Source organism: Mycobacterium sp. AT1 (genome assembly GCF_002043095.1).
In the GTDB taxonomy this organism is placed as follows: domain Bacteria; phylum Actinomycetota; class Actinomycetes; order Mycobacteriales; family Mycobacteriaceae; genus Mycobacterium.
Genome location: NZ_MVOC01000009.1, coordinates 76,872 through 97,967, shown reverse-complemented (window position 1 = coordinate 97,967; position 21,096 = coordinate 76,872). Strand labels below are relative to the sequence as shown.

Genomic DNA, 21,096 nt, shown 5'->3' with positions numbered 1-21,096 from the left:
AAAGCGGCTGGTCGCGGTCACTCGAGAAATGTTCGACGCGTGCCGCACTTTCGGGCACGGTGGAGGGATGGACGATCCTCATCACCTGGAGCGCTTCGTCGAGGCGCAGGCGCCCGTCTTCGACACCGTGCTGGACGAACTGCGCAGCGGCCGCAAGCGGTCCCACTGGATGTGGTTCGTCTTCCCGCAACTGCGCGGGCTGGGCCGGACGTCGACTGCCGAGTACTACGGGATTGCCTCCCGCGACGAGGCTTCCGCATACCTCGTCCACGACGTTCTCGGTCCCCGCCTGCGGCAGTGCGCGCAGTTGGTGTCGCAGTCCGGCGCCGTCAGCGCCGAAGCGCTGATGGGCCAGGTTGACGCGCTCAAGCTGTGGTCGTCGACGACGCTGTTCGCCGAGGTGGCCGACGACGACCGGGACTTCGTGGCCGTGCTCGAGAAGTTCTACGGCGGCGAGCGAGACGCGAAGACCCAGGCAATGCTGGCCGGCCGCTAGACGGTGAGGACGGCCCAGCCGTGTGGCTCGACGTCGAGATGGTCCACGACGTCCTCCGGCGGCACGCCCGAACCGGCGACCACCCGGCCACTGCCGAACCCCAACTTCGCCAACGGCATTCGCAACGGCTCGTCGTCTACGTTGAGTGCCACGACGAGGGACCCCTCGTCCGCGGACGTGCGATAGACGTACTGGCCGTTGGTCAGGTGCAGGGCCGTCGTGCGGGCGTGGTGCAGCCACGGATGGCGGCGACGAAGGCCGATCAGGTGCTGGTGCAAACGGAAGGTGTCGTGCCCGAGATGATCGGATTCGCTTGGGTGCGCCGGGAATTCCGGACGGACGGCGTCGTCGCCGCCGAATCGCTCCTCCTTGACGCCGCGGTAGGCCCATTCGTCGCCGGCGTACACGCTCGGCGTGCCGCCGATGGTCAGCATCACCGCGAGCGCGTGGCCGACGTGTCGCTGGTCGGACAGCTGGCTGGCGATGCGGGTGACGTCGTGGTTGCCGACGAACGTCAGGGGAACGAAGGTCTCGAGGAACTGGTCATGCCGGGTCAACGCGTGGTCGAGTTCGTGGAAGTTGACGTCGTTGAGGCTGCTCCACATCGCCTTCCACAGTTCGTACTGCGTGACGGAGTCGAAGGTCGACGCCGACACGATGCCCGCGTAGTCACCGTGGATCACCTCGCCGACGAACCATGCGTCGGGAAACTCGCTGCGGACCCGCGGCAGCACCTTGGCCCAGAAGTCGGGAGGCACCGCGTAGGCGGCGTCGAGCCGCCAACCGTCGGCGCCGCGCCGCAACCAGTGCAACATGACGTCGACGACGTAGTCGACGACCTCGGGGTTGCGATGGTTGAGCGTGATCAGCCCGCCGTGTCCCTCGAAGGTGGCCAAACCGTTGCGGCCCTTGCGGAACCACGAGTCGTCGCCTCCGGCGACGGCCTCGCGGTGACGACCGAACTCGGAGCCGACGTGGTTGAAGACGCCGTCGAGCAGGATTCGAAGTCCGCGGCTCTTGGCCTCGGTGACGAGGTGGTCGAAGTCGGAGTCGTCGCCGAGGCGCGGGTCGACTGCGTAGTGGTCCGTCGTGTCGTAGCCGTGGGTCTGGGAGGCGAATACGGGGCCCAGCGCAACGCCCGACGCGCCAAGTTCGAGTGCGTGGTCGAACCACTCCGCGACCCGGCGTAGGCGGTGCTCGTCGGCGGTCGGTGGAGGGTCGGCGGGGAAGGCCCCCACGAATCCGAGTGGGTAGATCTGCCACCAGATTGCGTGCTCGACCCAGGCCGGATCGCTCATGCTCGGAACGTCGTTTCGTACATCGCCTTCATCTCCTCGGCGAATTCGGGTGCAGGACCGTCGATCTGAACGTTGGGGGCAATGGTCGAGATCGGTAGCGGCGCCACCGGTGATGCGGGCACCCCCCACATCTGCAGCCATCCGACCAGCTGGGCGGAGGACGTCGCGTACACGATCCGACCCAGGCCTACCCACGCGTGGGCGGCGGCACACATCGGGCAGTGCTCGCCAGAGGTGTACACGGTGGCGCCCGCGCGTTCGTCGGGCGTCAGGTGCGACGTGGACCAGCGGGCGATCTCGAACTCGGGGTGACGGGTCGCGTCCCCGCCCTTGATGCGGTTGCGGTCTTCGAAGCGGACCACGCCGTCGGCGTCGACCAACACGGAGCCGAAGGGCTGATCGCCGGCTTCCAGGGCCTCCCTGGCCAACTCCACGCAACGGCGAAGGTGCCCACGGTCGTCGTCGCTGATCCCCACAGCCGGAGTGTACGCAGCCGCGACGGTCCGCCGCCGACGCGTCAGCGGGTAGCAGGCCACGCCGATGAGCAGTGCACAGAGATGCCCAAGGGAGGTGAAGTTGGTCTGGTACAGCAGCCCCCCGGCGACGAGTGCGAACGTCGCGGCGAGATATCCCCAGCGCCATCGGCGGGGCACCCGGTAGAACAGCACCCCGACGATCCCGACGACGAAGTAACTGACCCCGACGTCGCGGGCGTCGATCAGGCGCGACGAGGCCGCGTTCTCGTGAATGGTCCAGTAGAGATAGCCCTCGCTGAGGTAGGTCGCCCCCACGTGGCACAGCAGGCCGACGACCGTCCATCGGAGGTGCCCCAGCCAGCGCTCGGCAGGTGCGAGGAACACGGTGAAGATCAACAGGTAGGGCCACCAGTACCGGCCGTCGATCCACAGCAGGCTTTGGAACAGCACTCGCAGCGGATCAGATGCCAGGTGATGGATGTTGGTCGACGTCGACTGCAGCAGGTGCCGCAGGGTCCGCGGGGCCAGTTGGTGTTGCACGAGCGTCGTCGCCCCCAGCGCGGCCAACCAGGCGTAGGTCAGGGGAGCGCTGCGGACGTAGTCCCGCACTCGGTCCCACACGTCGTTCACGTTCGCCGACGATAGAGGGCGTTGCTGGCAACCCGGGTCACTGCCCGGAGCCGCAGCACCCGTCGGTTGTCGTCGTCCGGCACGCGCACGACGCCACGATCGGGACGTCTGCCCGGGCGGTGGCCCGCGCCAACTGCTCGTCGAGGGCAGCCGCCTCCTCGTCGCGCCCGAGCCGGGACAGGCATTCGTGGTACCCGTGCAGGCTCCAGACGTTGTTCGGGTGCTGGCAGCAGCGGCTCAGCGTGTCGTCGAGCCCGAGGTCGGCGGCGTACACCGCAGCCGCCTCCTCGACGCGGCCCTGTTCGAGCAGCAACGCGCCGTAGGGGTGCCGGGTCGGCTGCATCCAGCCCCACGGCTCGTCGTACGGCAGGGCGTCGTCGAGTTCGATTGCCCGTCTGAGGTATTCGAAGGCATCGTCGAAACATCCTTCACGGTAGGCGATTTCACCGTCCAGCATCGCGACGCCGACAGCCAGGATGTCGCGGCTGGTGTTGTTGAACAGGTATCGACTCTGCGGGATCCCTGCGTACACGCGATGCATGGCGTCCCGTTCGGCGCGGGCCGCCGCGACCCGTCCCGTTGCGGCGTAGGCGATGCCGCGCCCGTAGTGGACGGTCGCCGCCGTGGTGCAGTACAGCTCGGGGTCCTCGGGTAGGGGATGGTTGATCAGCTCCTCCCAACGGCCGAAGCGGATCAGCACGTGCACCCGAAGCGGCACGAACGCCTCCAGCCAGTCGGCCATGGGCGGCGACTCGATCGACAGCAGGTCGGGAGTCAGCTGGGCGGCGAGTTCGTCGGCCGCCTGGATCGCCGTGTGATATCGGCCCTCGAACATCGCCGAGTACACGATGAAGTGCAAGTCGTGCGCCCGGTACAGCGAGTAGAAGTTGAGCGGCCCCTCGCGCTCGACGAACCGCCGGTCCGCTTGCACTGCAGCGGTATTGGACTCGACGGAACTGCGATAGTCACCGCAGAGCACGTCGACGTGGCTCGGCATGTGTTGGAGATGGCCGGCGTCGGGCACCAAGCCCCGCAGCAGGTTCGCCGCGGGCAGGGCCAACTCCGGGTGCGCCGACATCTCCATGGCATGGATGTAGAGGTGCAGAACGCCGGGGTGTCGCCGACCCGCGTCGGTGGCGAGGGCGTCGTCGAGGATCCGCGTGGCCTGCACCACGCGCGAGCCCGGCGCCGGTTCGCCGGTCCTGGTGTCCCACAACGCCCATGCCGAGACGTTCATGGCGGCGTCGGCTGCCAGGGCCTGCACGTCCACGTCGTCCGGGTACTTCCCGGCGAGCGCGACCATCGCGTCGGCGTAACGGGCGTGCCCGGCGTCCAGGTCGTCGGTGGGGAAGCGGGTCGCGAGTGCGTCGACCAAGTCCCGCTCGACGTCGGTAGCGCGGCCGCGAGCTGCCAGCTCGAGCTCGCGACGCGCCCTGGTCAGCGACGCGGCCAAGTCTTGCGGGTCGAACGCGTCCCACGCCTTGTTGTAGTTCGGGCCGATCGCGTATGCGATACCCCACCGAGCGACGGCGAGATCGGGGTCGAGGGCGAGGGCCCGTTCGAAGCAGTGGATCGACTCTTCGTGGTTGAACGCGTACGCCCAGACCAAGCCGCGGTCGAACCACAGCTGGGCCTGGGCGGACGGGGTGTCAGTCGACCGATGAAAGGACCCGAGGTCGAAATACGGTTCCTCCGGAGCGGACACGGTAGCGGTCATGACTGGCACGATAAGTCGTCCATGCCTTGGGGGCGAGTACCGCGATCACCGCGAGCGCGAGTCCGGCGGCACCCCAGGTGGCCAGGGTGAGGATGGGTGTCCAGACGCCGTTGCCGCCGAAGTAGGTGATGCTGCGCAGGAGCGCAACGCCCGAGCCCTGCGGGACGATCGCGTTGAACGTGCGGTAGAAGCCCGTGAGCAGCGGCAGCCCGACCGGCCCGGCGGCCGCCGCGTTGCCGACGATGATCAGGAACAGCGTCACCACCGCCGAGGCGACGGTGCCGAAGGCCGCCGCGACGCCGGTCACGGCACCCGCGACACCGAAGGCGTAGAGCCACAGCGCGCCGAACACCTGCCAGGTGTGGGTGGTCAGGGCGCCGAGGACGCCGTCGACGTAGACCGTCACCGCACCCGCCAGCAGCGCGGAATACGCTGCGAGGCTGACGGTGCGCAGCGCCAACGTCGAGAGCCTGCGGACGCTGCCCATCATCAAGCCGAAGGCGGCGGCTCCCATGGTCGCGCCGATCGACAGGAAGATGACGGCGTAGAACTCGACGGTGCCCTGGGGGTCGGCGGACGACGTCGGCGCGACGTCCTCGACGCTCGGGGTCAGCCCGGCCTTGGCGGCGACGGCGCGCCCCACGGCCTCCGAGGCGTTGGCGACGCTGCGGCCGCCGCCGCCGGCGACGTAGATGGTCAAGTCGCCGGTCGGGCCGACGGCGAAGGCGGCGTCGGTCTTGCGCTCGTAGACCTGGGCGCGTGCGGCGGCGGCGTCGGCGACGGGCGTCACCTCCAGGTTGTCCTGGGTCCGCATCCCGTCCACCAACTGTGGTGGCCCGGCGACGGCGACGTCGAGATGGTGCAGCGTGGGCTTGGCGAACGCGCCGGAGTAGCTCGCGATCATGGCGACGACGAAGACGGTCAGTGCCGCCATGGCCAGCGCCATCTTGCGGACGTCGGCGGGCGAAACGTGCCGGTTGGCCAGCGGGAGATTCGGAACGTGGTGTTCGTGTGGGGCTGCGTGCTTACCCATGATGGGTGCCTTTCTCAGGTGTGGGGTCGGTGGGCGAGGGGAGACGCAGCAGTGCGTCCACGGTGTCGAGTGCGGCGCTGACGCGGGCGCGGAGGTCGGAGGCGGGATCCTCGGGTGAGGGGTCTTCCATCCACGACCGGAGCACCTCCTGGAAACCGCCGACCAGGAAACGGCTGACGGCGTCGGGGGCAACGTCGGCAATGGGGCCGACGACGCGCATGCCCTGGGCGGCGATCTCCTCGCAGGCGGGCAGCAGTTCGTCGCGGAACGCCATGACCACGCGTTGGGTGACGGCGCTGGGGACGACGTTGCGGTACATCGCGCGGTGTTCGGCGGCGAAGTCGAACAGGCTGGTGACCCGCGCCCGTGCGTCGCCGTGAATGTCGGCGACGGCGGCGGCGAAGGCCACGGTGACGGCGGTCGCCACCGCGTCGTCGCGATCGGTGAAGTGACGGTAGAAGACCTGCCTGCTGACCCCGGCGCGGGCGACCAGATCGCCGACGGTGATCTCGTCGACCGGTCGCTCGTGCGCGAGGTCGAACGCGGCGGTGCGCAACAGGGTGCGGACGCGTTCGGCCCGCGGGTCGGCGCTGAGGGTGCGGCTGGGCATGTGCCTAGCGTAGGCCACTTCGTGGACACGTGACCACGAAATCTGGAGTTAGCTCGGACACCCCCGACCGGTGCTGTGACCGGTGCGACTTGGCGCGGGACTAGTGTTCCGCCCCGCGCGCAGCCCGTGCCGCGAGCAGACGCAAAGTGCCCTGAATTGCCGCGATTGAGGGCCTTTCACGTCTGCTCGCGGGCGGGGGCTACGACGCAGAGGTCGCCCGCGAGCACCTGGCGGAAGAGGTCGCCTCGATTGAACGGATCGCATAGCGGTCTTCCCAGTCGGATCAGTGACCCGCGACGACGTCCGCCTCGTCGACGACGACCGGATCCTTGGCCCCCGGCAGGAACGAATACAGCACGCACACCACGCCGAAGAACAGATAGCCAAGGGCGACGGACGGATTGGCCGCCCAGGCGACCTGCGGGGCGTGAATCAGCCCGACGAAGGACAGCACCGCGCCGACCGCCGACGCGATCGCGGCGTACAGGAACTTCTTCTCGAGGATGAAGGTGACCATGGTGCCGAGTACCAATCCGACCAGCACCGCGCCCTCGCCGAGTGTCTGCAGGCCCTCATAGACCACGCCCGCGCCGTTGAGCTTCTCCATGCCGACCCCGCTCGCCGATGTCCCCGCGGCGTTCAACGCGTTGTCGATCAGACCGCTGGCCCACTGCGCGAGGTTCGGCAGAATGGCCGCCACCACGGCGATGGCGTGCAACCTCGGCACCGCCTGGAACGCCTGGGCGCCGATGAGCAGCCCGATGTACAGCAGGATCGGCACGATCGCGGGCACGGGCAGTAGCGCGTCCAGCACGCCGAACAGGCCGAGGAAGCACAGGATTCCGATGACGACACCGCTGGCCAACGAGTAGCCGGCGCGACCCCCGGCGTCCTTCCAACCGGGATGGCCGATGTACACGGCGGGCGGGAACGGCGATCCGAACGCCGATCCGATGCACGCCCCGGCGCCGTCGGCCAGCAGCACGCTGCGCAGGTTGTAGTCGTCACCGGCCGCCGCGGCGCTCTCCACGTTGCTCATCGCCTCGGTGAAGTTGTAGACGCCCAACGGTATTGCGGTGCCCAGCAGTGGCGCCAGGTTCGCCAATCCGGAGACGAGCATGTCCACCCGAAGGTCCGGCACGCCGATCGCGATGTCGGAGACCGCCTGGCTGACGTCGGGTGCGGACATGTAGCCGCCGATCCAACCGATCGCGGTGCCGACGAGCAGCGCCGCCAGTCCGACGGGGATCCCGAACGGCAGGCGCACGTCGGTGAAGAACCCGATGAGGATGATCGCCATGACGGGAAGACCGATCCACGCCGCCTCCCACATCTGCGCCGCGGGCCGCATGGAGATGAACGTGATCGAGATGCCGGCCAGCGTGCCGAGCATCGCGGCCCGTGGCGTCAGCTTGCGGATGTGGGGCCCGACGAATGCGCCGATCATGACGATGACGCCGATCATGAACGCCCACGCGAGGCCGGCCTGCCAGGCTTGCATCGCGTCCTTGGTGTTGAGATACACCGGCAGCATCACCACGAACACGACGATGAACATGTGCGGCACGCTGGGGCCGTACGGCAAAGCGGTGACGTCCGTGCGATTTTCGCGCTTCGCCAGGCGCCTGGCGAGGAACGTGTAGTACAGGTTGCCCAGGATCAGCGCGACGCCGAGCGCCGGGAGGACGGTGCCGAGCACGTCGCCGGCGGGCACGTTGACCACGCCGATCATCAGGCCGGTCAAGGTGAGGACGTTGACCAGGATGTTGAACCCGAGCCCGAAGAAGGCGTTGGTGTCACCCCTCGTCCACCACGGAATGGACACTGCCGTGCTGGATTCCGGTGTCTGCGACGGCGGATCGGACGGGGTTTCGGTGACGTCGGTCGACATGGTCGGTCCTCTCAGGGCTGCGAAGGCGTTGCGGTGGAAAGGGATTGGATGGCGGGTATGACGGCGGAGGTGTCGGCGACCCAACCGAAGATGCCGCCCTGGGCCTTGATCATCTCGAGGCCGACGCGTTGAAACTCGGGGAAATACGAACCGACGCAATCGGATACGACCAGGCACTCGTACCCGCGGTCATTGGCCTCCCTGGTGGTGGTGTGTACGCACACCTCGGTCGTCACCCCGGTGATCAGCAGCTGGGTGATGCCCGCGTCGGTGAGGATCGACGAGAGTTCGGTGGCGTAGAACGCGCCCTTGCCCGGCTTGTCGATCACCACTTCACCGTCGACCGGGGCGAGTTCGTCGAGGATGTCGTGGCCGTACTCGCCGCGGATCAGGATGCGGCCGTACTTGCCGGGGTCTCCGATGCGCTTGCTCGGTGCCCCGCGGTTGAGCTTGGCGGGCGGGCAATCCGACAGATCCGGCACGTGTCCCTCGCGGGTGTGGATCACCATGATGCCTGCCTCGCGCGCGGCCGCGATGAGGGCGGCCAGCGGGGGCACGACCTTGAGCAGCTGGTCGACGTCGTTGCCGAGGCTCTCGCCGAATCCGCCGGGCAGGATGAAGTCGCGTTGCATGTCGATGACGATCAGCGCGGTCTTCCCCGCGACGAGGGGAAATGCGAACGGCTCGGCGGGTACTTCGGTGGATGCCGTCATGCCTGGTGCTCCTTCGACGATGTTGGGGTAAGCGTCTCGATGCCGACCGTGCCCTGGTTGCGGGGTTCGTCCAGCACCCGGGCCGCCAGGTGCAGGACCGTGTCGTCGCTCAGGGCAGCACCGAGAAGCATTGCGCTGCAGGGTCGCCCGTCGGCGGTGGTGCCCACCGGTACGGCGACGCCGAGTAAGTCCAGAAGGTTGCCGAAGTGCGTGTAGTGGCCAAGCACGGTGTTGCACTCGATGGGCCTCTCCAGCACGTCGGCCACCGTGAAGGTGGTCCCGATCGTGGGGACGACGAGCACGTCGACCCCGGCCCACAGTCGCCCGACTTCGGCCTTGAGCTCCTGCAGCCGCTGCAGCGCCGCGAACGCGTCCACGGCGGTGTACTTCTCGCCGCTGCGCAGGATGTCGCGCACCACCGGGTGGATCGACTCCGGGTTCGCGGCGAGGAAGTCGCCGAACTCGACGAGGCGCTCGGCCACCCACGGCCCCTGATAGAGCAGCGTGCCCGCGGCCAGGAACGGCTCCAACGAAATCTCGACGATCGTGGCATGGCGGGCGAGTTGGTCGCGGAACCCGAGGTGCGCCGTGCGCATCGCGTCGTCGCCGAAGAACTCGAGCTCCTCGACCGGCGGCAGCCCGACGCGGACGTCGTCACCGGAGAAGCGCGGCCCACGGTCGCGCGACCACGCGTCGGCGTCGTCTCGGCCGGTGATCACGTCCATCACCCGGTCGACGTCGTCGACCGACCCCGCCATGAGGCTGATGCAGTCCAGCGACTTGCAGGCCGGCACCAGCCCGACCGTGCTGATCAGTCCTCGCGACGGCTTGTAGCCGACGACTCCGTTGAGCGCTGCTGGCACACGACCGGACCCCGCGGTGTCGGTGGCCACCGCGAACGGCACCTGGCCCAATGCGACCGCCAGGGCCGAGCCCGAACTCGAGCCGCCCGAGATCACATCGCCGCCGAACACGCTGCGCGGCACGGTGTACGGCGTCCTAGTGCCGTTCAGCCCGGTGGCGAACTGGTCCAGGTTGGTCTTGCCGACGTAGAGCGCACCGGCGTCGAGCAAGCGCTGAACGGCGGGTGCGGTCGCCGTCGCCACGTAGGCATAGTCAGGACACGACAGAGTGGTCGGCACGCCCGCGACGTCGATGCTGTCCTTGACTCCGAACGGCACGCCGTAGAGCGGGAGCGTCCTTGCTCCTGGTCGATTTTCGATGTCGGCCGCCGCGGCCAGGAGTTCGTCGCGCGGCACCGTCGAGAGCCAGGTGCCGTCGTCTCCGCGGGCCGCGATGGCGTCGGCCACCCTGGTCGCCGTCTTGGTGGGTGATCCCGTGCCGCCGGCGTGGGAGGCGAGGATTTCGGCCACCGAGGGGCCGGTCTGCGGTCCGTGTGAGTCTTGAGCCATAACTGTCGATTGTCGACAGAATCATTCCGGTCCTGGTACGGCTGTGTGTCGATCGTGTTAGCGATGTGCCCCGAGGCCGAGATAGTCCAGGTGGCCGTGACCTTCGAGGGCGGCCAGCACCGTGGTCGCGTCGTTGGTCTCCAATGCGGTGAGAATCTCGCGATGGCGAGCGACACCGTCCTCGGCACGGTGGTGACGGGCCTCGGCCCGCAGGTTGATCGCCATGGGCAGCTGCAGCTTCAGCAGGATCGGTTCGAGCGTGATGTCCAGCTGACGGTTGTCGGCGAGCTGGACGACGGCGGCGTGGAACACGCGGTGCGCGTCGTCGCGGGCCAAGTCGTCGGTCGCCTCGTGCATGCCGGCCAACGCGTCGCGGACCGGCTGAAGGCCGGTGACTGGGTCGGCGAGCGGCAGGGCGGCCTCGACGGCATGGCGCTCCAAGACGTGGCGGAGCGCGAACAGTTGCAGGATGTCGGTCGGCGACCACTCCGTCACGCGGGAGCCTCGGCGCGGCAGGTGCTCGACGAGACCTTGCTGCGCAAGCAGTCTCAACGCCTCCCGCAGCGGCGCCCTGCTGATCCCGAAGTCGGCACACAGCTGCTCTTCGACGATCTTCTCGCCGGGCTCGAGCGCACCACGCAGGATCGCGTCACGGATCCGTTGGGTGGCCAATTCGACCAGGGTGGCTGGCAGCCCCGACCCGTCCGACCCCAGCGATCCCACTGCCTCACCACCTCCCGCCGTCGTCGTCACGTCGACGCTCCGTTTGCTGACGATCCTAGGGGAGTCGGGTGCTTCACACGGGCCAGCGAATCCGGGACGCCGGCCCACTTCGCACTCGCGAGCAGACGTAAGAGGCCCTGAATCGCCGCGATCGAGGGCCTTTTACGTCTGCTCGCGGGCGGGGGTGAGCAGCCAGCGCCGCAACCACGACGACAGTCGAGCCGCGTCACCGGCCCGACCGGCCGCGGCCAAGTATCCGTCGGGCCGCACCAGCAGCCAGCCCTCCCCGTCGACCACCTCGGAGGGCAGGTCGACCTGCCGCACGACGACGGCGTCGGCCCAGGGGCGGGCCGCATCAGCGACGCCGGTCCCGGCGCGCGACACCACCAAGGTCAGAACCGACGTGTCCACCACGTCGTAGAGCCTGCTCTCGGCCAGTTCGACGTCGGGCACCCGGTCGCCAGCCCGCAACCCGCCAATTCGTCCACCGCCCTTGGTGATTGGCGCGCCGTGATACGAGCCGGCGATCTGACCGAGTCGAGCCACCGCCTTGTCCTGCACCGCGTCGCGGGACAGCAGCAGCGGCGCTAGCGTGGTCAGCGCCGCATGGGCGAGGGGAGTGGTGGAGTTGAACACCGTCGTCGCGCGTTCGGTCATCCCGACCAATTGACGGATCACCGGAAGGCGGTCGGACTCGTAGGTGTCGAGGAGTTCGGGACGTGCGACGCCGCGCAGGACCATTGCCAGCTTCCACGACAGGTTGACCATGTCCTGGATCCCGGCGTTCATCCCTTGGCCGCCGGCTGGGCTGTGGACGTGCGCGGCGTCGCCGCCGAAGAACACCCGGCTCGTGCGCAACGTGTCCATGTGACGGCTGTTGATGCGGAACCGGGAGCTCCAATTCATCCCGCAGAGCTGGGCCGGGATGCCGACGGTGCGGTCGTAGAGTGTCTGGACGTCGGCCAATGACGGCTCGTCGACGTCGCCGGTGACGCCGTCCGGATCGGTGGCCATGAATCTGAACCGTCCGTCACCCATGGGGAAGATTGCCAGAAACCCGTTGCGCGCCAAGTAGATCGACAGTTGATCTTCGGCGATGTCGCCGGTCAGGTGCACGTCACCCAGCACGTAGTTCTGCGGGAGGGCGCGGCCGGTGAAGGGCAGGCCCAGGCTCTTGCGCACCGGGCTGTGCGATCCGTCGGCGGCGATCAGGTAGGACGCCCGCACCGTCTCGGCGGTGCCGTCCGGGGAAGCTAGCGTCACGTCCACGGACTCGGCGCGTTCGACGAGGGCGGTGAAGTCAAGGCCGCGTTCGACCTTGACGCCCTGAGCCCCGAGGCGTTCGGTCAGCAGGCGCTCGGTCTCGGACTGCGCGAGCATCAGGATGAAGTCGAATTGGCTTGACATGCGGCCGAATTCGACGGCGGCGATCCGGCGGCCGTCAGTGTGCAACGCCGTTCGGCTGGCTCGATTGCCGAGTCGCAGCATCTCGTCGGCGACGCCCCGCGGCCGAAGCAACTCGAGGGTGCGGGCTTGGATGCCGAGCGCGCGGGACGTCGTAGAGGGCTCCAGTGCCCGGTCGACGATCCGGACGGGGATGCCCAGTCGCGACAGTTCCAGCGCGGCCGTCAGCCCCGTCGGGCCTGCGCCGACGACGAGAACGGGCAGTTGGCCCCTGTCGAAGTTCATGGAGGACTCCCGTCGAATCGATAAGTCAACACTTGGTGACTTGTACCGTAGGCGCGCCCGCGGCCTCTGTCAACGGTCGATGACATACTCTCGGGGGATGGTTTCGACTCGAGCTCGCAACGCCCAGGAGACGCGCGCCGACATCCTTGCTGCGGCGCGCACGCGGTTCGGCGCGGAGGGCTACGAGCGCACCACCCTGCGGGCCATTGCCGGCGACGTTGGCGTCGACCCGGCGTTGGTCATCCGATACTTCGGCAGCAAGCAGGACCTCTTCGCCGCCGCCGTCGAGTTCACCCTCGACCTGCCCGACCTCACCGGCGTCGACCCCGACCGGGTGGCAGAGGTGCTGCTGCCCAAGTTCTTCGCCGTCTGGGAGGACGACACCACGTTCGTCGCGCTGCTGCGGGCCGCGATGACGAGCGCCACCGCGGCCGACACCATGCGGAAGGTCTTCGCCACCCAGGTGGCGCCGGTCCTGTTCGCCGTCACCCCCGACAACCCGGGCCAACGCGCCGGCTTGATGGGCTCGTTCATCATCGGCCTGGCCACCACGCGCTACGTGTTGACCAACCCCTTCGTGGCCAACCTGAGCCACGACGAGCTGATCCGCTGGGCAGCTCCAGTGGTGCGCCAACTGCTGGTCGGCCCCGCCCCGGCGGAGTAGCCGCGCTCGACACCGACGCTAGAACGTGTTCTAGTTCAGCAATGCTTGACTTCCCGGTGGAGAACCTCAGCGCCAAGGACGTCGAACGGCTTCGCCGCATCTACGAACCGTTGACGAACTCCGTTCGCGACCTGATCGACGCCACCATTCGTACCGAGGTGGACGGCGACGCCGTGGCGGCGGCGAAGGCCGAAATCGACTCTGCCACCGCACGACTCCGGAGCAGGCAACTCGAGGGCTCCTTCGGTGTGCGTTTCGGCGCCGACGGTGACCAGATGCCGTGGGGCAACGTCGTGATCGGCATGCGCAATCCGGTGGCTCCGCCACTGGTCTTCGCGCCGACGGCCGACGGCGGGGTGCGCGCCGACTTCCACCTCGGCGCGGCCTACGAAGGGCCACCCGGTCACGTCCACGGCGGGATCGCCGCGCTCATCCTCGACCACGCCCTCGGTGGGGCGGCCAGCGCACCCGACAAGCCGCGGCTGACCGGCACCATCACCATGCGCTACCGCAGGATGACGGCGCTGGGCGCCCTGCACGTCGAGGCGGCCGTCGTCCGCACCGAGGGGGTCAAGACCTTCGCCGAGGGTCGCCTCTGCGACGCCGACGGAGTCACCGTCGAAGCGGAGGGCGTGTTCATCCGACCGCGGTGGGCCCGCGACTGATCCCGGCCCCGCATTCAGTCGGTGATGCCGACCAAACTGCGGGTGATGTCGCCGATCTCGGCCACCAGGACCCGACTCGACGTGTCGTCGGGCCCCAGCCTCCTGCCTGCCTCGCGAATGCGCTGCTCGGCGGCGGCCAGTCGGTCGCCGTCGATCCGCCACGGGGCGCCAGGCGCCGTCGGCGCTCCCGACAACGCCTCGGCGTACTCGTCGACGGCCACCACGAAGTCGGTGTGCAGCGTGGCGGGCGGTTGCGCGGGCAGACTCGACTCGAGCGTGGCGCACGACGTCGTGATGGCGTTCAGGGCGGTGCGATAGGACTTCAGCCACCGCCGTAGATCACCAGAGTCCGACGTGGTCGCACCCGCCGCCGCCTCGAACGCCGCACGGGCCCGGAAGGCGTGCTCCCAGGCGGCGGCCAGCGCTTCGGCGGGATGGTCGAGACCGTGTACGAAGGCCTTGATCACGGTTGCGGCGTAATCGATCTCGGTCTTCAGCAGCTCACCCGCACGCTGCCGGAGCCGAACCAGGGAATCGTCGGGCAGCAAGACGTGAACGAGCACCGCGAGCGCACCGCCGATCAGCGTTGCGATCAACCGGTCGGCCATCGTGCCTGCGTCGGCGGCGTTGCTCACGTCGATCACGAACACGACGACGGCGGCGAGGGCGGCACTCGTCGCGACGTACCCGAACCCCGAAACCGCATAGGCGATTCCGAGGGCGATCACCGCCAGCACGGCGGCCGCGAGCCCGGTGGGATGCCAGATGATGGTGACCACCGACGCCGCCACGATGCCTCCGGCGTTACCCGCGACCCGGCCGACGCACCTGGTATAGGTGTGGGCGGTCTCGGGGCGCAGCACCATCAGCACGGTCAGCGGAATCCAGTACCCGTACGGAACGTCGGCGAAGCGTGCCACCGCCACCCCGGCGCCGACGCCCGCAGAGAGCCGGAACGCGTGCCGCAAAATGGGGGACCCCCACGCGAGGTGCGCTCTGATTGCGGCCGCGGCGATCGGCATCGCGGACAACCCGCCGCGGCGGCCGAGTCGCGTGACGTGGTCGACGTCCGGGGTCAGCTCGCCAAAGCGCAGCGCAACGGCCTCGCGGAGTTGGTGGGAAAGGCGGTGCGCCAGCGCCACGTTCGCCACCGCGACCCTGTCGGTTGCCGCCTCCACCTGCATGACTCCGAGGGTGGCGTCCCGCTTGGCAGTGCGACTGCGACTCGCGACGACGTCCAGCACCGCCGCGGCAGCGCGCAGGACGTCCGCCACCGCCGGGTCGTCCGACGACCTGCCCGCCAGGGCCGTCAGCGTCACCGATATTCGTTGCGGCAGGCCGTACCAGGCGCGGTAGGCGAGTGGTCGACGCTTGGCCTGGCTGTCGCTGATCGTGAAGGTATCGCGCAGCCAGAGCAACGGCGCCGGGTCCAGGCCCACGGTCGGATCCGACGCGAGGCGCCTGGCGTCGACCCCGAGCGCGCGGTACGCCCTCGTCAAGGCGTCGCGCTGAAGCCTCCATCGACGCCGGGGCCACAGCCCGATCAGCACTGCCTGCACCAGGCCGCCGCCGAGGGCGAGCAGGGCCGCCATGCCCACCGACGAGAGGGTCGGCGTGACGGGCGGTGCGGTGACCAGCAAGGCACCCGACGACGCGGCGATCAACCCCGCGTTGGTGCTCACCGCCCACTGCATACCGGCGATGAAGGACCACACCGTCGCCGCCAGCACGAAGAGCACACCGTAGGACGAGGTCGACGTGCCGATCAGCACCGCGGCGGCCATCTGAACCGAGATGGCGCCAACCAGGACCAACGGGCCGCGTGGACTGTCTTGCAGCGCAGTGGCTCCCGCGATCGCCGCCGCACCGGCGGCCGCCGTCGCCGCACCGGCCGAGCCCCACTGCAGGCCTGCCACCGCGGCGAGCATGACGCCGACGAGGCTGCGGCCCACCGCGCCGAGATCGGGCGTGGTGAGTCGCTTCGCCAGTCCGTTCATCGCCTGCCCGTCACAACGCCTCAAAACTACCGGGCCGATCCGCCATTGTGGGTCAGGGCGGCGGCCGTGGCGGTACGTTCGTCCGGTGGAGAAGGTGATCATCACGCTCAGGGCGGCTGCGGGCGACGACGCGTGGTGCACCCGGCTGCGCACCGAGGTCGCCGACGACCTGCTCGCGCTGGGAGCGCCGGGGCTCGCGGTCAACGTCCGAGACGCCGTCGTCGGCGACTCGCTGATGACGCTGACGACGTTGGATCCACCCGTCGTCGGCTTCGTGAGCGTCTGGACCCAGCAGTCCTATGGCCCGCACGTGCGTGGCGCGCTGGACCGGCTGACCGGTGAATGCGAACGGGTCGACGCCTATCTCGTCACCGAATCGGTGCCGCTACCCCCGCCTCCGTCGGCCGCGGGAGCGCGCACACCGGGCTTCGCCAACGTCGCGCTGCTGCGGCGGCCGGCCGATCTGGAAGAGGAAACCTGGCGTGCGCGTTGGCATGTCGACCACACCCCGGTGGCGATCGCGACGCAGTCGACGTTTGGCTACACCCAGAATGCGGTCGTGCGAGCGTTGACCTCCGGGGCGCCGGTGATCGACGCGATCGTCGAGGAGCTGTTCCCCTTGGAGGCGACCAAGGATCTGCACGCCTTCTTCGGCGCCGCCGACGACGCCGACCTCGAGGATCGGATGAACCGCATGGTGGCCAGTACGTCTGCGTTTGGTGCCAATCGATGCGTCGACACCGTGCCGACGAGTCGGTACGTGATGCGCTCGCCGTTCGCCGCGGAGCTGACGACATGACCACCCTCGGCGACGCCGTCGAGCTGGCGTCCGCGGAAAGTGGTCTGGCAGTGGTCTCCACCGTGCGTGGTGACGGCACGGTCCAGGCGTCGCTGGTCAACGCGGGGCTCGTCGCGCATCCCGTGACGGGCGAGCCGACGCTGGCCTTCGTCACCTACGGCAGGGTGAAGTTGGCGAATCTGAGGGCGAGACCACAGATCGCGGTCACGTTCCGCAACGGCTGGCGGTGGGCGACGGTCGAGGGCAGCGCCGAACTGGCCGGGCCGGACGATCCGCAGCCATGGCTCACCGGCGACGCCCTTCGCCTACTGCTGCGCGACGTGTTCACTGCCGCGGGCGGAAAGCACGACGACTGGGCCGAATACGACCGGGTGATGGCAGAGCAGCGACGTACCGTCGTCCTGATCCCACCCGGACGCGTGTACTCCAACGGCTAGCGAATACGCTGCAGCCGTGCTGCTGGAGACAAGCGATGCGAACGGGGTGCGAACCCTTACCCTCAATCGTCCGGAGGCGCTCAACGCCTTCAACGAGGCGTTGTACGACGCCACGACGATCGCGCTGCGCGAGGCCGACGAAGACGCAGACGTCGCCGTCGTCCTGTTGACCGGAGCTGGCCGCGCCTTCAGCGCGGGCAACGATCTGGTCGAGATGCAGGCCCGGATCACCGATCCGGAGTTCCAATCCGGGCAATACGGCTTTCCAGGGATGATCGAGACCCTCACCGCGCTACGGAAGCCGTTGATCCTTGCGGTGAACGGCCTTGGCGTCGGCATCGGCGCCACCATCCTGGGCTACGCCGACCTGGTGTTCATGTCGTCGGCGGCGCGGTTGAAGTGCCCGTTCACCAGCCTCGGCGTTGCCCCGGAGGCGGCGTCGTCCTACCTGCTGCCGCAGCTCGTCGGTCGGCAGAACGCGGCGTGGATGCTGCTGTCCTCGGAGTGGGTCGACGCGGAGGAAGCCCTGCGGATGGGCTTTGCATGGAAGGTCTGCGAACCAGACGACCTTCTGTCCGAGGCTCGTCGGCACGCGGAAATCCTTGCCTCGCGGCCGATTTCGAGCTTGATCGCGGTCAAGCAGACGATGGTCGAGCCCACTCGCGGTGAGATCGCTGCCGCGGCTGCCCGGGAGTACGCGCAATTCGAAGAACTGCTCGGGGCGGTGGCCAACGCCGACGCGCTGGCGTCGTTCGCCGATCGGCGCTCGACCTAGCCGACCGCGTGCATGGGGCAGGCCGCCTTCGCGCTGGCAGCCTCGATGATGGCCCGCACGGTGCGCCTGCATCGTCCGCAGTCCAACCCTGCCCCGCAGGCGTCGGCGATCTGCTTGGACGTCGACGCCCCGGACGCGACGAGGTCGCTGACGGCTTGGCTCGTCACGCCGGTGCACAGACACACGAACATCAGCCCGTCACCGTCCCGCGGAATTCAGCTGGAGCGACGGTGCCGTCGGCGGTGATTGCCGGGAAATGCGAGCGGGGACGAAAGGGAGGAAATGCGTTCCCATTCGTTGTCCCCCTTCGAGTGAACGTCCACCAGAGCAAGTTAGCCCAGTCTAACCTTAGTTAGGGCAGCCAGTCCATCATCGTCGCCAAAAACCGTGGTTTGCCTACCCTCACCTGGGCTTCTGTCGTCGTAACCGGCGCCGGCGACACGCCTCCGGATGCCCTCGTTACCTCTCCTGGATGCCGGTGGTGGACTAGATTGTGGAGGCGTTCTCGCCTCGGTCGAGGCGTGCCGGCCAGCCCACGACTGACACGTGACCAGCCCTCACGGTGTCATTAGGAGCGACGAATATGAATGGCGATCCCGACGTCCTGAAATTGCTGAACGAGCAATTGACGAGCGAATTGACCGCGATCAACCAGTATTTCCTGCATTCGAAGATGCAAGAGAATTGGGGCTTCACCGAACTCGCCGCACACACCCGAAAAGAAGCCTTCGAGGAGATGACTCATGCGGAGCTCATCACCGATCGCATCCTGCTTCTCGACGGCCTGCCGAACTACCAGCGGCTCTTCTCCCTCAAGGTCGGCCAGACGCTTCGCGAGCAGTTCGAGGCCGACCTGACGATCGAATACGACGTGATGGCGCGGCTCAAGCCCGGCGTGGTGATGTGTCGTCAGAAGGAGGACGCGACCAGCGCCAGCCTCCTGGAGGGCATCCTCGCTGACGAAGAACACCACATCGACTACCTGGAGACGCAGCTCGAGTTGATGGACAAGCTCGGCGAGCAGCTCTACTCCGCGCAGTGCGTGTCGCGCCCGCCGCAGTAGGCCCGACGGCCGAGCTGTCTGGCCGAGAAAACTAGAACCTGTTCCAGAAACGTCGTCTCCGGCGTACGATCCGGCCATGAGCAGAATTGGGGACTTCGCCGACGACGACGCTGCCGGGTGGATCACGCGGTCTCCGGACATCGGCATCCCCATGGCGGGATTCACCAACGCCGTGTACACCAAGAACCGGCTGCCGCTGCGCACCCGCGAGCTGGCCCGCATGGTGCTCGCACTCGACAACGAATGCGTGGTGTGTCAGAACACGCGCGACTCCTCGGGTGAGGCGGCCGGGGTGGACGAGGACCTCTACGCCCACGCCGCGGAATGGAAGACCTGGCCCGGTTACAGCCCCCAAGAGCGCGTCGCCGCCGAGTTCGCCGCCCGATTCGCCAACGGCCACACCGAGTTACGCGACGACGAAGACTTCTGGGCGCGCTGCAACGAACAGTTCGACGCCGAACTGCTGACCGACCTGGCCCTGTCGTGTGCGATGTGGCTTGGCATGGGCCGGGTGCTGCGAACGTTGGACATCGGTCAGTCCTGCAAGATCACGCTCTAACCTGCGCCGCCGCCAGGTCCGTGCAGAATGGGCCCATGGCAGCCACACCACTCACCGCCGCGGCCACGTCCACCCTCGAGTCGGCCGGAGTTACCACCCTTGTCGGCACCGTCGTCAACGCGGCGGGGCTGTGTCACGCCAAGACCGTGCCGGTGAGCAGGATGAGCGCATTCGCCAACCCCGGCCTCGGCGCCAGCCCGGTGTGGCACGTGTTCACCGTCGACCAGGCGGGCATTGCCGTCGGCGGCGCCATCGGGGTCGTCGGCGATCAGCGGATCCGCGTCGACACCGACGCGCTGAGAATTCTCGGCGACGGCCTGGCCTGGGCGCCGGGATCGTTCTTCGGCCAAGACGGCACTCCCGACCCCTTTTGCAGCAGAGGCGCATTGGCGCGCGTCGAAGGGCGCCTCGCCGCCGCTGGTCTCAGCGCACTCGTCGGCCACGAGATGGAGTTCGTCCTGGTCGGGCCCGACGGCGCCGCCTTGCCGTCCCATCTGTGGGCGCAGTACGGACTGGCCGGCGTTCTGGAGTTCGAGGGATTCGTCCGCGACGTCACCGAGGCGGCCACGATCGCCGGGGTGTCCGTCGAACAGTTCCATCCCGAGTACGGCGCCAACCAGTTCGAGATCTCGTTGGCGCCCAAGTCGCCGGTCGCCGCGGCCGATCAGCTGATGGCAACCCGAATCCTGGTGGCGAGAACCGCGAGACGGCACGGACTTCGCGTGAGCCTGTCTCCGGTGCCGTTCGCGGGAAGCGTGGGTTCCGGCGCGCATCAACACTTCTCCCTGCGCCACGACGGCGTTCCGCTGTTCTCCGGCGGCCAGGGCGCGCAGGGGATGAGGCCCGCCGGCGAAGCCGCCGTCGCCGGCGTGCTGGCCGGTTTGTCCGAGGCGCAGGCCGTGCTGTGCGGTTCCATCCTGTCGGGTCTGCGGATGCAGCCGGGAAGTTGGTCGGGTGCCAGCGTGTGCTGGGGTACCGAGAACCGCGAGGCGGCCGTCCGTTTTCTGCGGGGTGGTCCTGGCAACGCGCATGGCGCGAACGTCGAGGTGAAGGTCGTCGACCCGTCGGCGAACCCGTACCTTGCGACTGCGGCGATCCTCGGGCTCGCGCTCGACGGCATCGAGCGCGAACTACCCCTCGTGCCCGAGGTGGCGGTCGACCCCGGGACGCTGAGCGCCGACGAGCGGACCAAGGCCGACATCGGCCTGCTGTCCACCGATCAAGGGGCCGTCGTCGCCGCCCTGGCCGAATCAGCGCTGCTGCGAGGCATTCTCGGTGACGCCGTGGTGGACTCGATCGTCGCGGTGCGAGGTTACGAGCACGAGCACTTCGCCGAACTGACGCCCGAGGAACTGGCCGAGAAGTTCCGGCTGGCCTGGAGTGTGTAGGGCGAGTGCTCAGAGTGCCCTGAGTCGGCGGCACTAGCACTCGCCTCCGACATCTGCGGTG

At 68.4% G+C, this 21,096-nt stretch carries 21 protein-coding genes and 1 pseudogene; 9 read left to right on the top strand and 13 right to left on the bottom strand.

Going from position 1 to position 21,096, the window contains the following annotated elements; translation table 11 throughout:
• The first annotated feature begins 67 nt into the window (after positions 1–67).
• The gene (locus B1790_RS04940) at positions 68–496 is read left to right on the top strand and encodes a DUF1810 domain-containing protein (RefSeq protein WP_079922092.1); all 429 of its coding nucleotides are present in this window, start codon (positions 68–70) and stop codon (positions 494–496) included.
• Here B1790_RS04940 and B1790_RS04935 read toward each other — a convergent pair.
• From B1790_RS04935 to B1790_RS04890, 11 genes and pseudogenes are all read right to left on the bottom strand, one after another.
• A complete protein-coding gene (locus tag B1790_RS04935) occupies positions 493–1,794 on the bottom strand; it encodes an alpha-amylase family glycosyl hydrolase (RefSeq protein ID WP_079922091.1) in 1,302 nt (433 codons plus the stop codon). The two genes, B1790_RS04940 and B1790_RS04935, sit on opposite strands and share 4 nt — an antisense overlap.
• On the bottom strand, positions 1,791–2,270 hold the full coding sequence (locus B1790_RS04930; protein ID WP_079922171.1) for a nucleoside deaminase: 480 nt from the start codon (positions 2,268–2,270) through the stop codon (positions 1,791–1,793). The genes B1790_RS04935 and B1790_RS04930 overlap by 4 nt, the downstream gene beginning before the upstream one ends.
• Positions 2,271–2,309: 39 nt before the next feature.
• Positions 2,310–2,879: pseudogene (locus tag B1790_RS35770) on the bottom strand (rhomboid-like protein); the annotation flags it as partial.
• Between the two features lie 58 nt (positions 2,880–2,937).
• Positions 2,938–4,617 carry a tetratricopeptide repeat protein gene (locus B1790_RS04925; RefSeq protein WP_079922090.1) on the bottom strand — a complete coding sequence of 560 codons (1,680 nt, stop codon included), beginning with the start codon at positions 4,615–4,617 and terminating at the stop codon, positions 2,938–2,940.
• The gene (locus B1790_RS04920) at positions 4,550–5,650 is read right to left on the bottom strand and encodes a hypothetical protein (protein WP_079922089.1); all 1,101 of its coding nucleotides are present in this window, start codon (positions 5,648–5,650) and stop codon (positions 4,550–4,552) included. The genes B1790_RS04925 and B1790_RS04920 overlap by 68 nt, the downstream gene beginning before the upstream one ends.
• Positions 5,643–6,260 (bottom strand): TetR/AcrR family transcriptional regulator, encoded by a 618-nt coding sequence (locus tag B1790_RS04915; protein ID WP_079922088.1) that lies wholly within the window; start codon positions 6,258–6,260, stop codon positions 5,643–5,645. The genes B1790_RS04920 and B1790_RS04915 overlap by 8 nt, the downstream gene beginning before the upstream one ends.
• A 283-nt stretch (positions 6,261–6,543) precedes the next feature.
• Entirely contained in the window at positions 6,544–8,151 is a 1,608-nt protein-coding gene (locus B1790_RS04910; protein WP_079922087.1) for a regulator, read from the bottom strand.
• 11 nt (positions 8,152–8,162) lie between these two features.
• Entirely contained in the window at positions 8,163–8,864 is a 702-nt protein-coding gene (locus tag B1790_RS04905) for a cysteine hydrolase family protein (RefSeq protein ID WP_079922086.1), read from the bottom strand.
• Positions 8,861–10,276: an allophanate hydrolase gene (locus tag B1790_RS04900; protein ID WP_079922085.1), complete on the bottom strand. Its 1,416-nt coding sequence runs from the start codon at positions 10,274–10,276 to the stop codon at positions 8,861–8,863. Before B1790_RS04900 ends, B1790_RS04905 begins: the two co-directional genes overlap by 4 nt.
• 57 nt (positions 10,277–10,333) lie before the next feature.
• Positions 10,334–11,029 carry a GntR family transcriptional regulator gene (locus B1790_RS04895; RefSeq protein WP_233164939.1) on the bottom strand — a complete coding sequence of 232 codons (696 nt, stop codon included), beginning with the start codon at positions 11,027–11,029 and terminating at the stop codon, positions 10,334–10,336.
• Positions 11,030–11,161: 132 nt separating this feature from the next.
• Positions 11,162–12,688: an FAD-dependent oxidoreductase gene (locus tag B1790_RS04890; protein WP_079922083.1), complete on the bottom strand. Its 1,527-nt coding sequence runs from the start codon at positions 12,686–12,688 to the stop codon at positions 11,162–11,164.
• A gap of 97 nt (positions 12,689–12,785) precedes the next feature.
• Here B1790_RS04890 and B1790_RS04885 point away from each other — a divergent pair, with 97 nt between their 5' ends.
• Both B1790_RS04885 and B1790_RS04880 read left to right on the top strand, forming a co-directional pair.
• Positions 12,786–13,352, top strand: a complete 567-nt coding sequence (locus B1790_RS04885; protein WP_079922082.1) for a TetR/AcrR family transcriptional regulator — start codon at positions 12,786–12,788, stop codon at positions 13,350–13,352.
• A 41-nt stretch (positions 13,353–13,393) separates the two neighbouring features.
• The gene (locus tag B1790_RS04880; protein ID WP_079922081.1) at positions 13,394–14,017 is read left to right on the top strand and encodes a PaaI family thioesterase; all 624 of its coding nucleotides are present in this window, start codon (positions 13,394–13,396) and stop codon (positions 14,015–14,017) included.
• A gap of 14 nt (positions 14,018–14,031) precedes the next feature.
• On the opposite strand, the gene B1790_RS04875 is transcribed toward B1790_RS04880, so the two are convergent.
• Positions 14,032–16,014, bottom strand: coding sequence for an FUSC family protein (locus B1790_RS04875; protein WP_079922080.1), 1,983 nt, complete (start codon positions 16,012–16,014; stop codon positions 14,032–14,034).
• Between the two features lie 85 nt (positions 16,015–16,099).
• Between B1790_RS04875 and B1790_RS04870 the strand changes: the two genes are divergently transcribed.
• Genes B1790_RS04870 through B1790_RS04860 form a run of 3 tightly spaced genes read left to right on the top strand, consistent with a single transcriptional unit; the run spans position 16,100 to position 18,025 of the window.
• Positions 16,100–16,813 carry an EthD domain-containing protein gene (locus B1790_RS04870; protein ID WP_079922079.1) on the top strand — a complete coding sequence of 238 codons (714 nt, stop codon included), beginning with the start codon at positions 16,100–16,102 and terminating at the stop codon, positions 16,811–16,813.
• A complete protein-coding gene (locus B1790_RS04865) occupies positions 16,810–17,250 on the top strand; it encodes a TIGR03618 family F420-dependent PPOX class oxidoreductase (protein WP_079922078.1) in 441 nt (146 codons plus the stop codon). The genes B1790_RS04870 and B1790_RS04865 overlap by 4 nt, the downstream gene beginning before the upstream one ends.
• Positions 17,251–17,266: 16 nt before the next feature.
• Complete coding sequence (locus B1790_RS04860) at positions 17,267–18,025, top strand: enoyl-CoA hydratase/isomerase family protein (protein WP_079922077.1); 759 nt, start codon at positions 17,267–17,269, stop codon at positions 18,023–18,025.
• Here the strand turns inward: B1790_RS04860 and B1790_RS04855 are convergent.
• Positions 18,022–18,216 (bottom strand): bacterioferritin-associated ferredoxin, encoded by a 195-nt coding sequence (locus tag B1790_RS04855; protein ID WP_079922076.1) that lies wholly within the window; start codon positions 18,214–18,216, stop codon positions 18,022–18,024. The two genes, B1790_RS04860 and B1790_RS04855, sit on opposite strands and share 4 nt — an antisense overlap.
• A gap of 392 nt (positions 18,217–18,608) precedes the next feature.
• Between B1790_RS04855 and bfr the strand changes: the two genes are divergently transcribed.
• The 3 genes from bfr to B1790_RS04840 all read left to right on the top strand — a co-directional run bounded on the left by bfr (position 18,609) and on the right by B1790_RS04840 (position 21,035).
• A complete protein-coding gene (gene bfr, locus B1790_RS04850; protein ID WP_079922075.1) occupies positions 18,609–19,088 on the top strand; it encodes a bacterioferritin in 480 nt (159 codons plus the stop codon).
• A 76-nt stretch (positions 19,089–19,164) separates the two neighbouring features.
• Entirely contained in the window at positions 19,165–19,647 is a 483-nt protein-coding gene (locus B1790_RS04845; RefSeq protein ID WP_079922074.1) for a carboxymuconolactone decarboxylase family protein, read from the top strand.
• A gap of 35 nt (positions 19,648–19,682) precedes the next feature.
• Positions 19,683–21,035, top strand: coding sequence for a glutamine synthetase family protein (locus B1790_RS04840; protein ID WP_079922073.1), 1,353 nt, complete (start codon positions 19,683–19,685; stop codon positions 21,033–21,035).
• Positions 21,036–21,096: the final 61 nt, after the last annotated feature.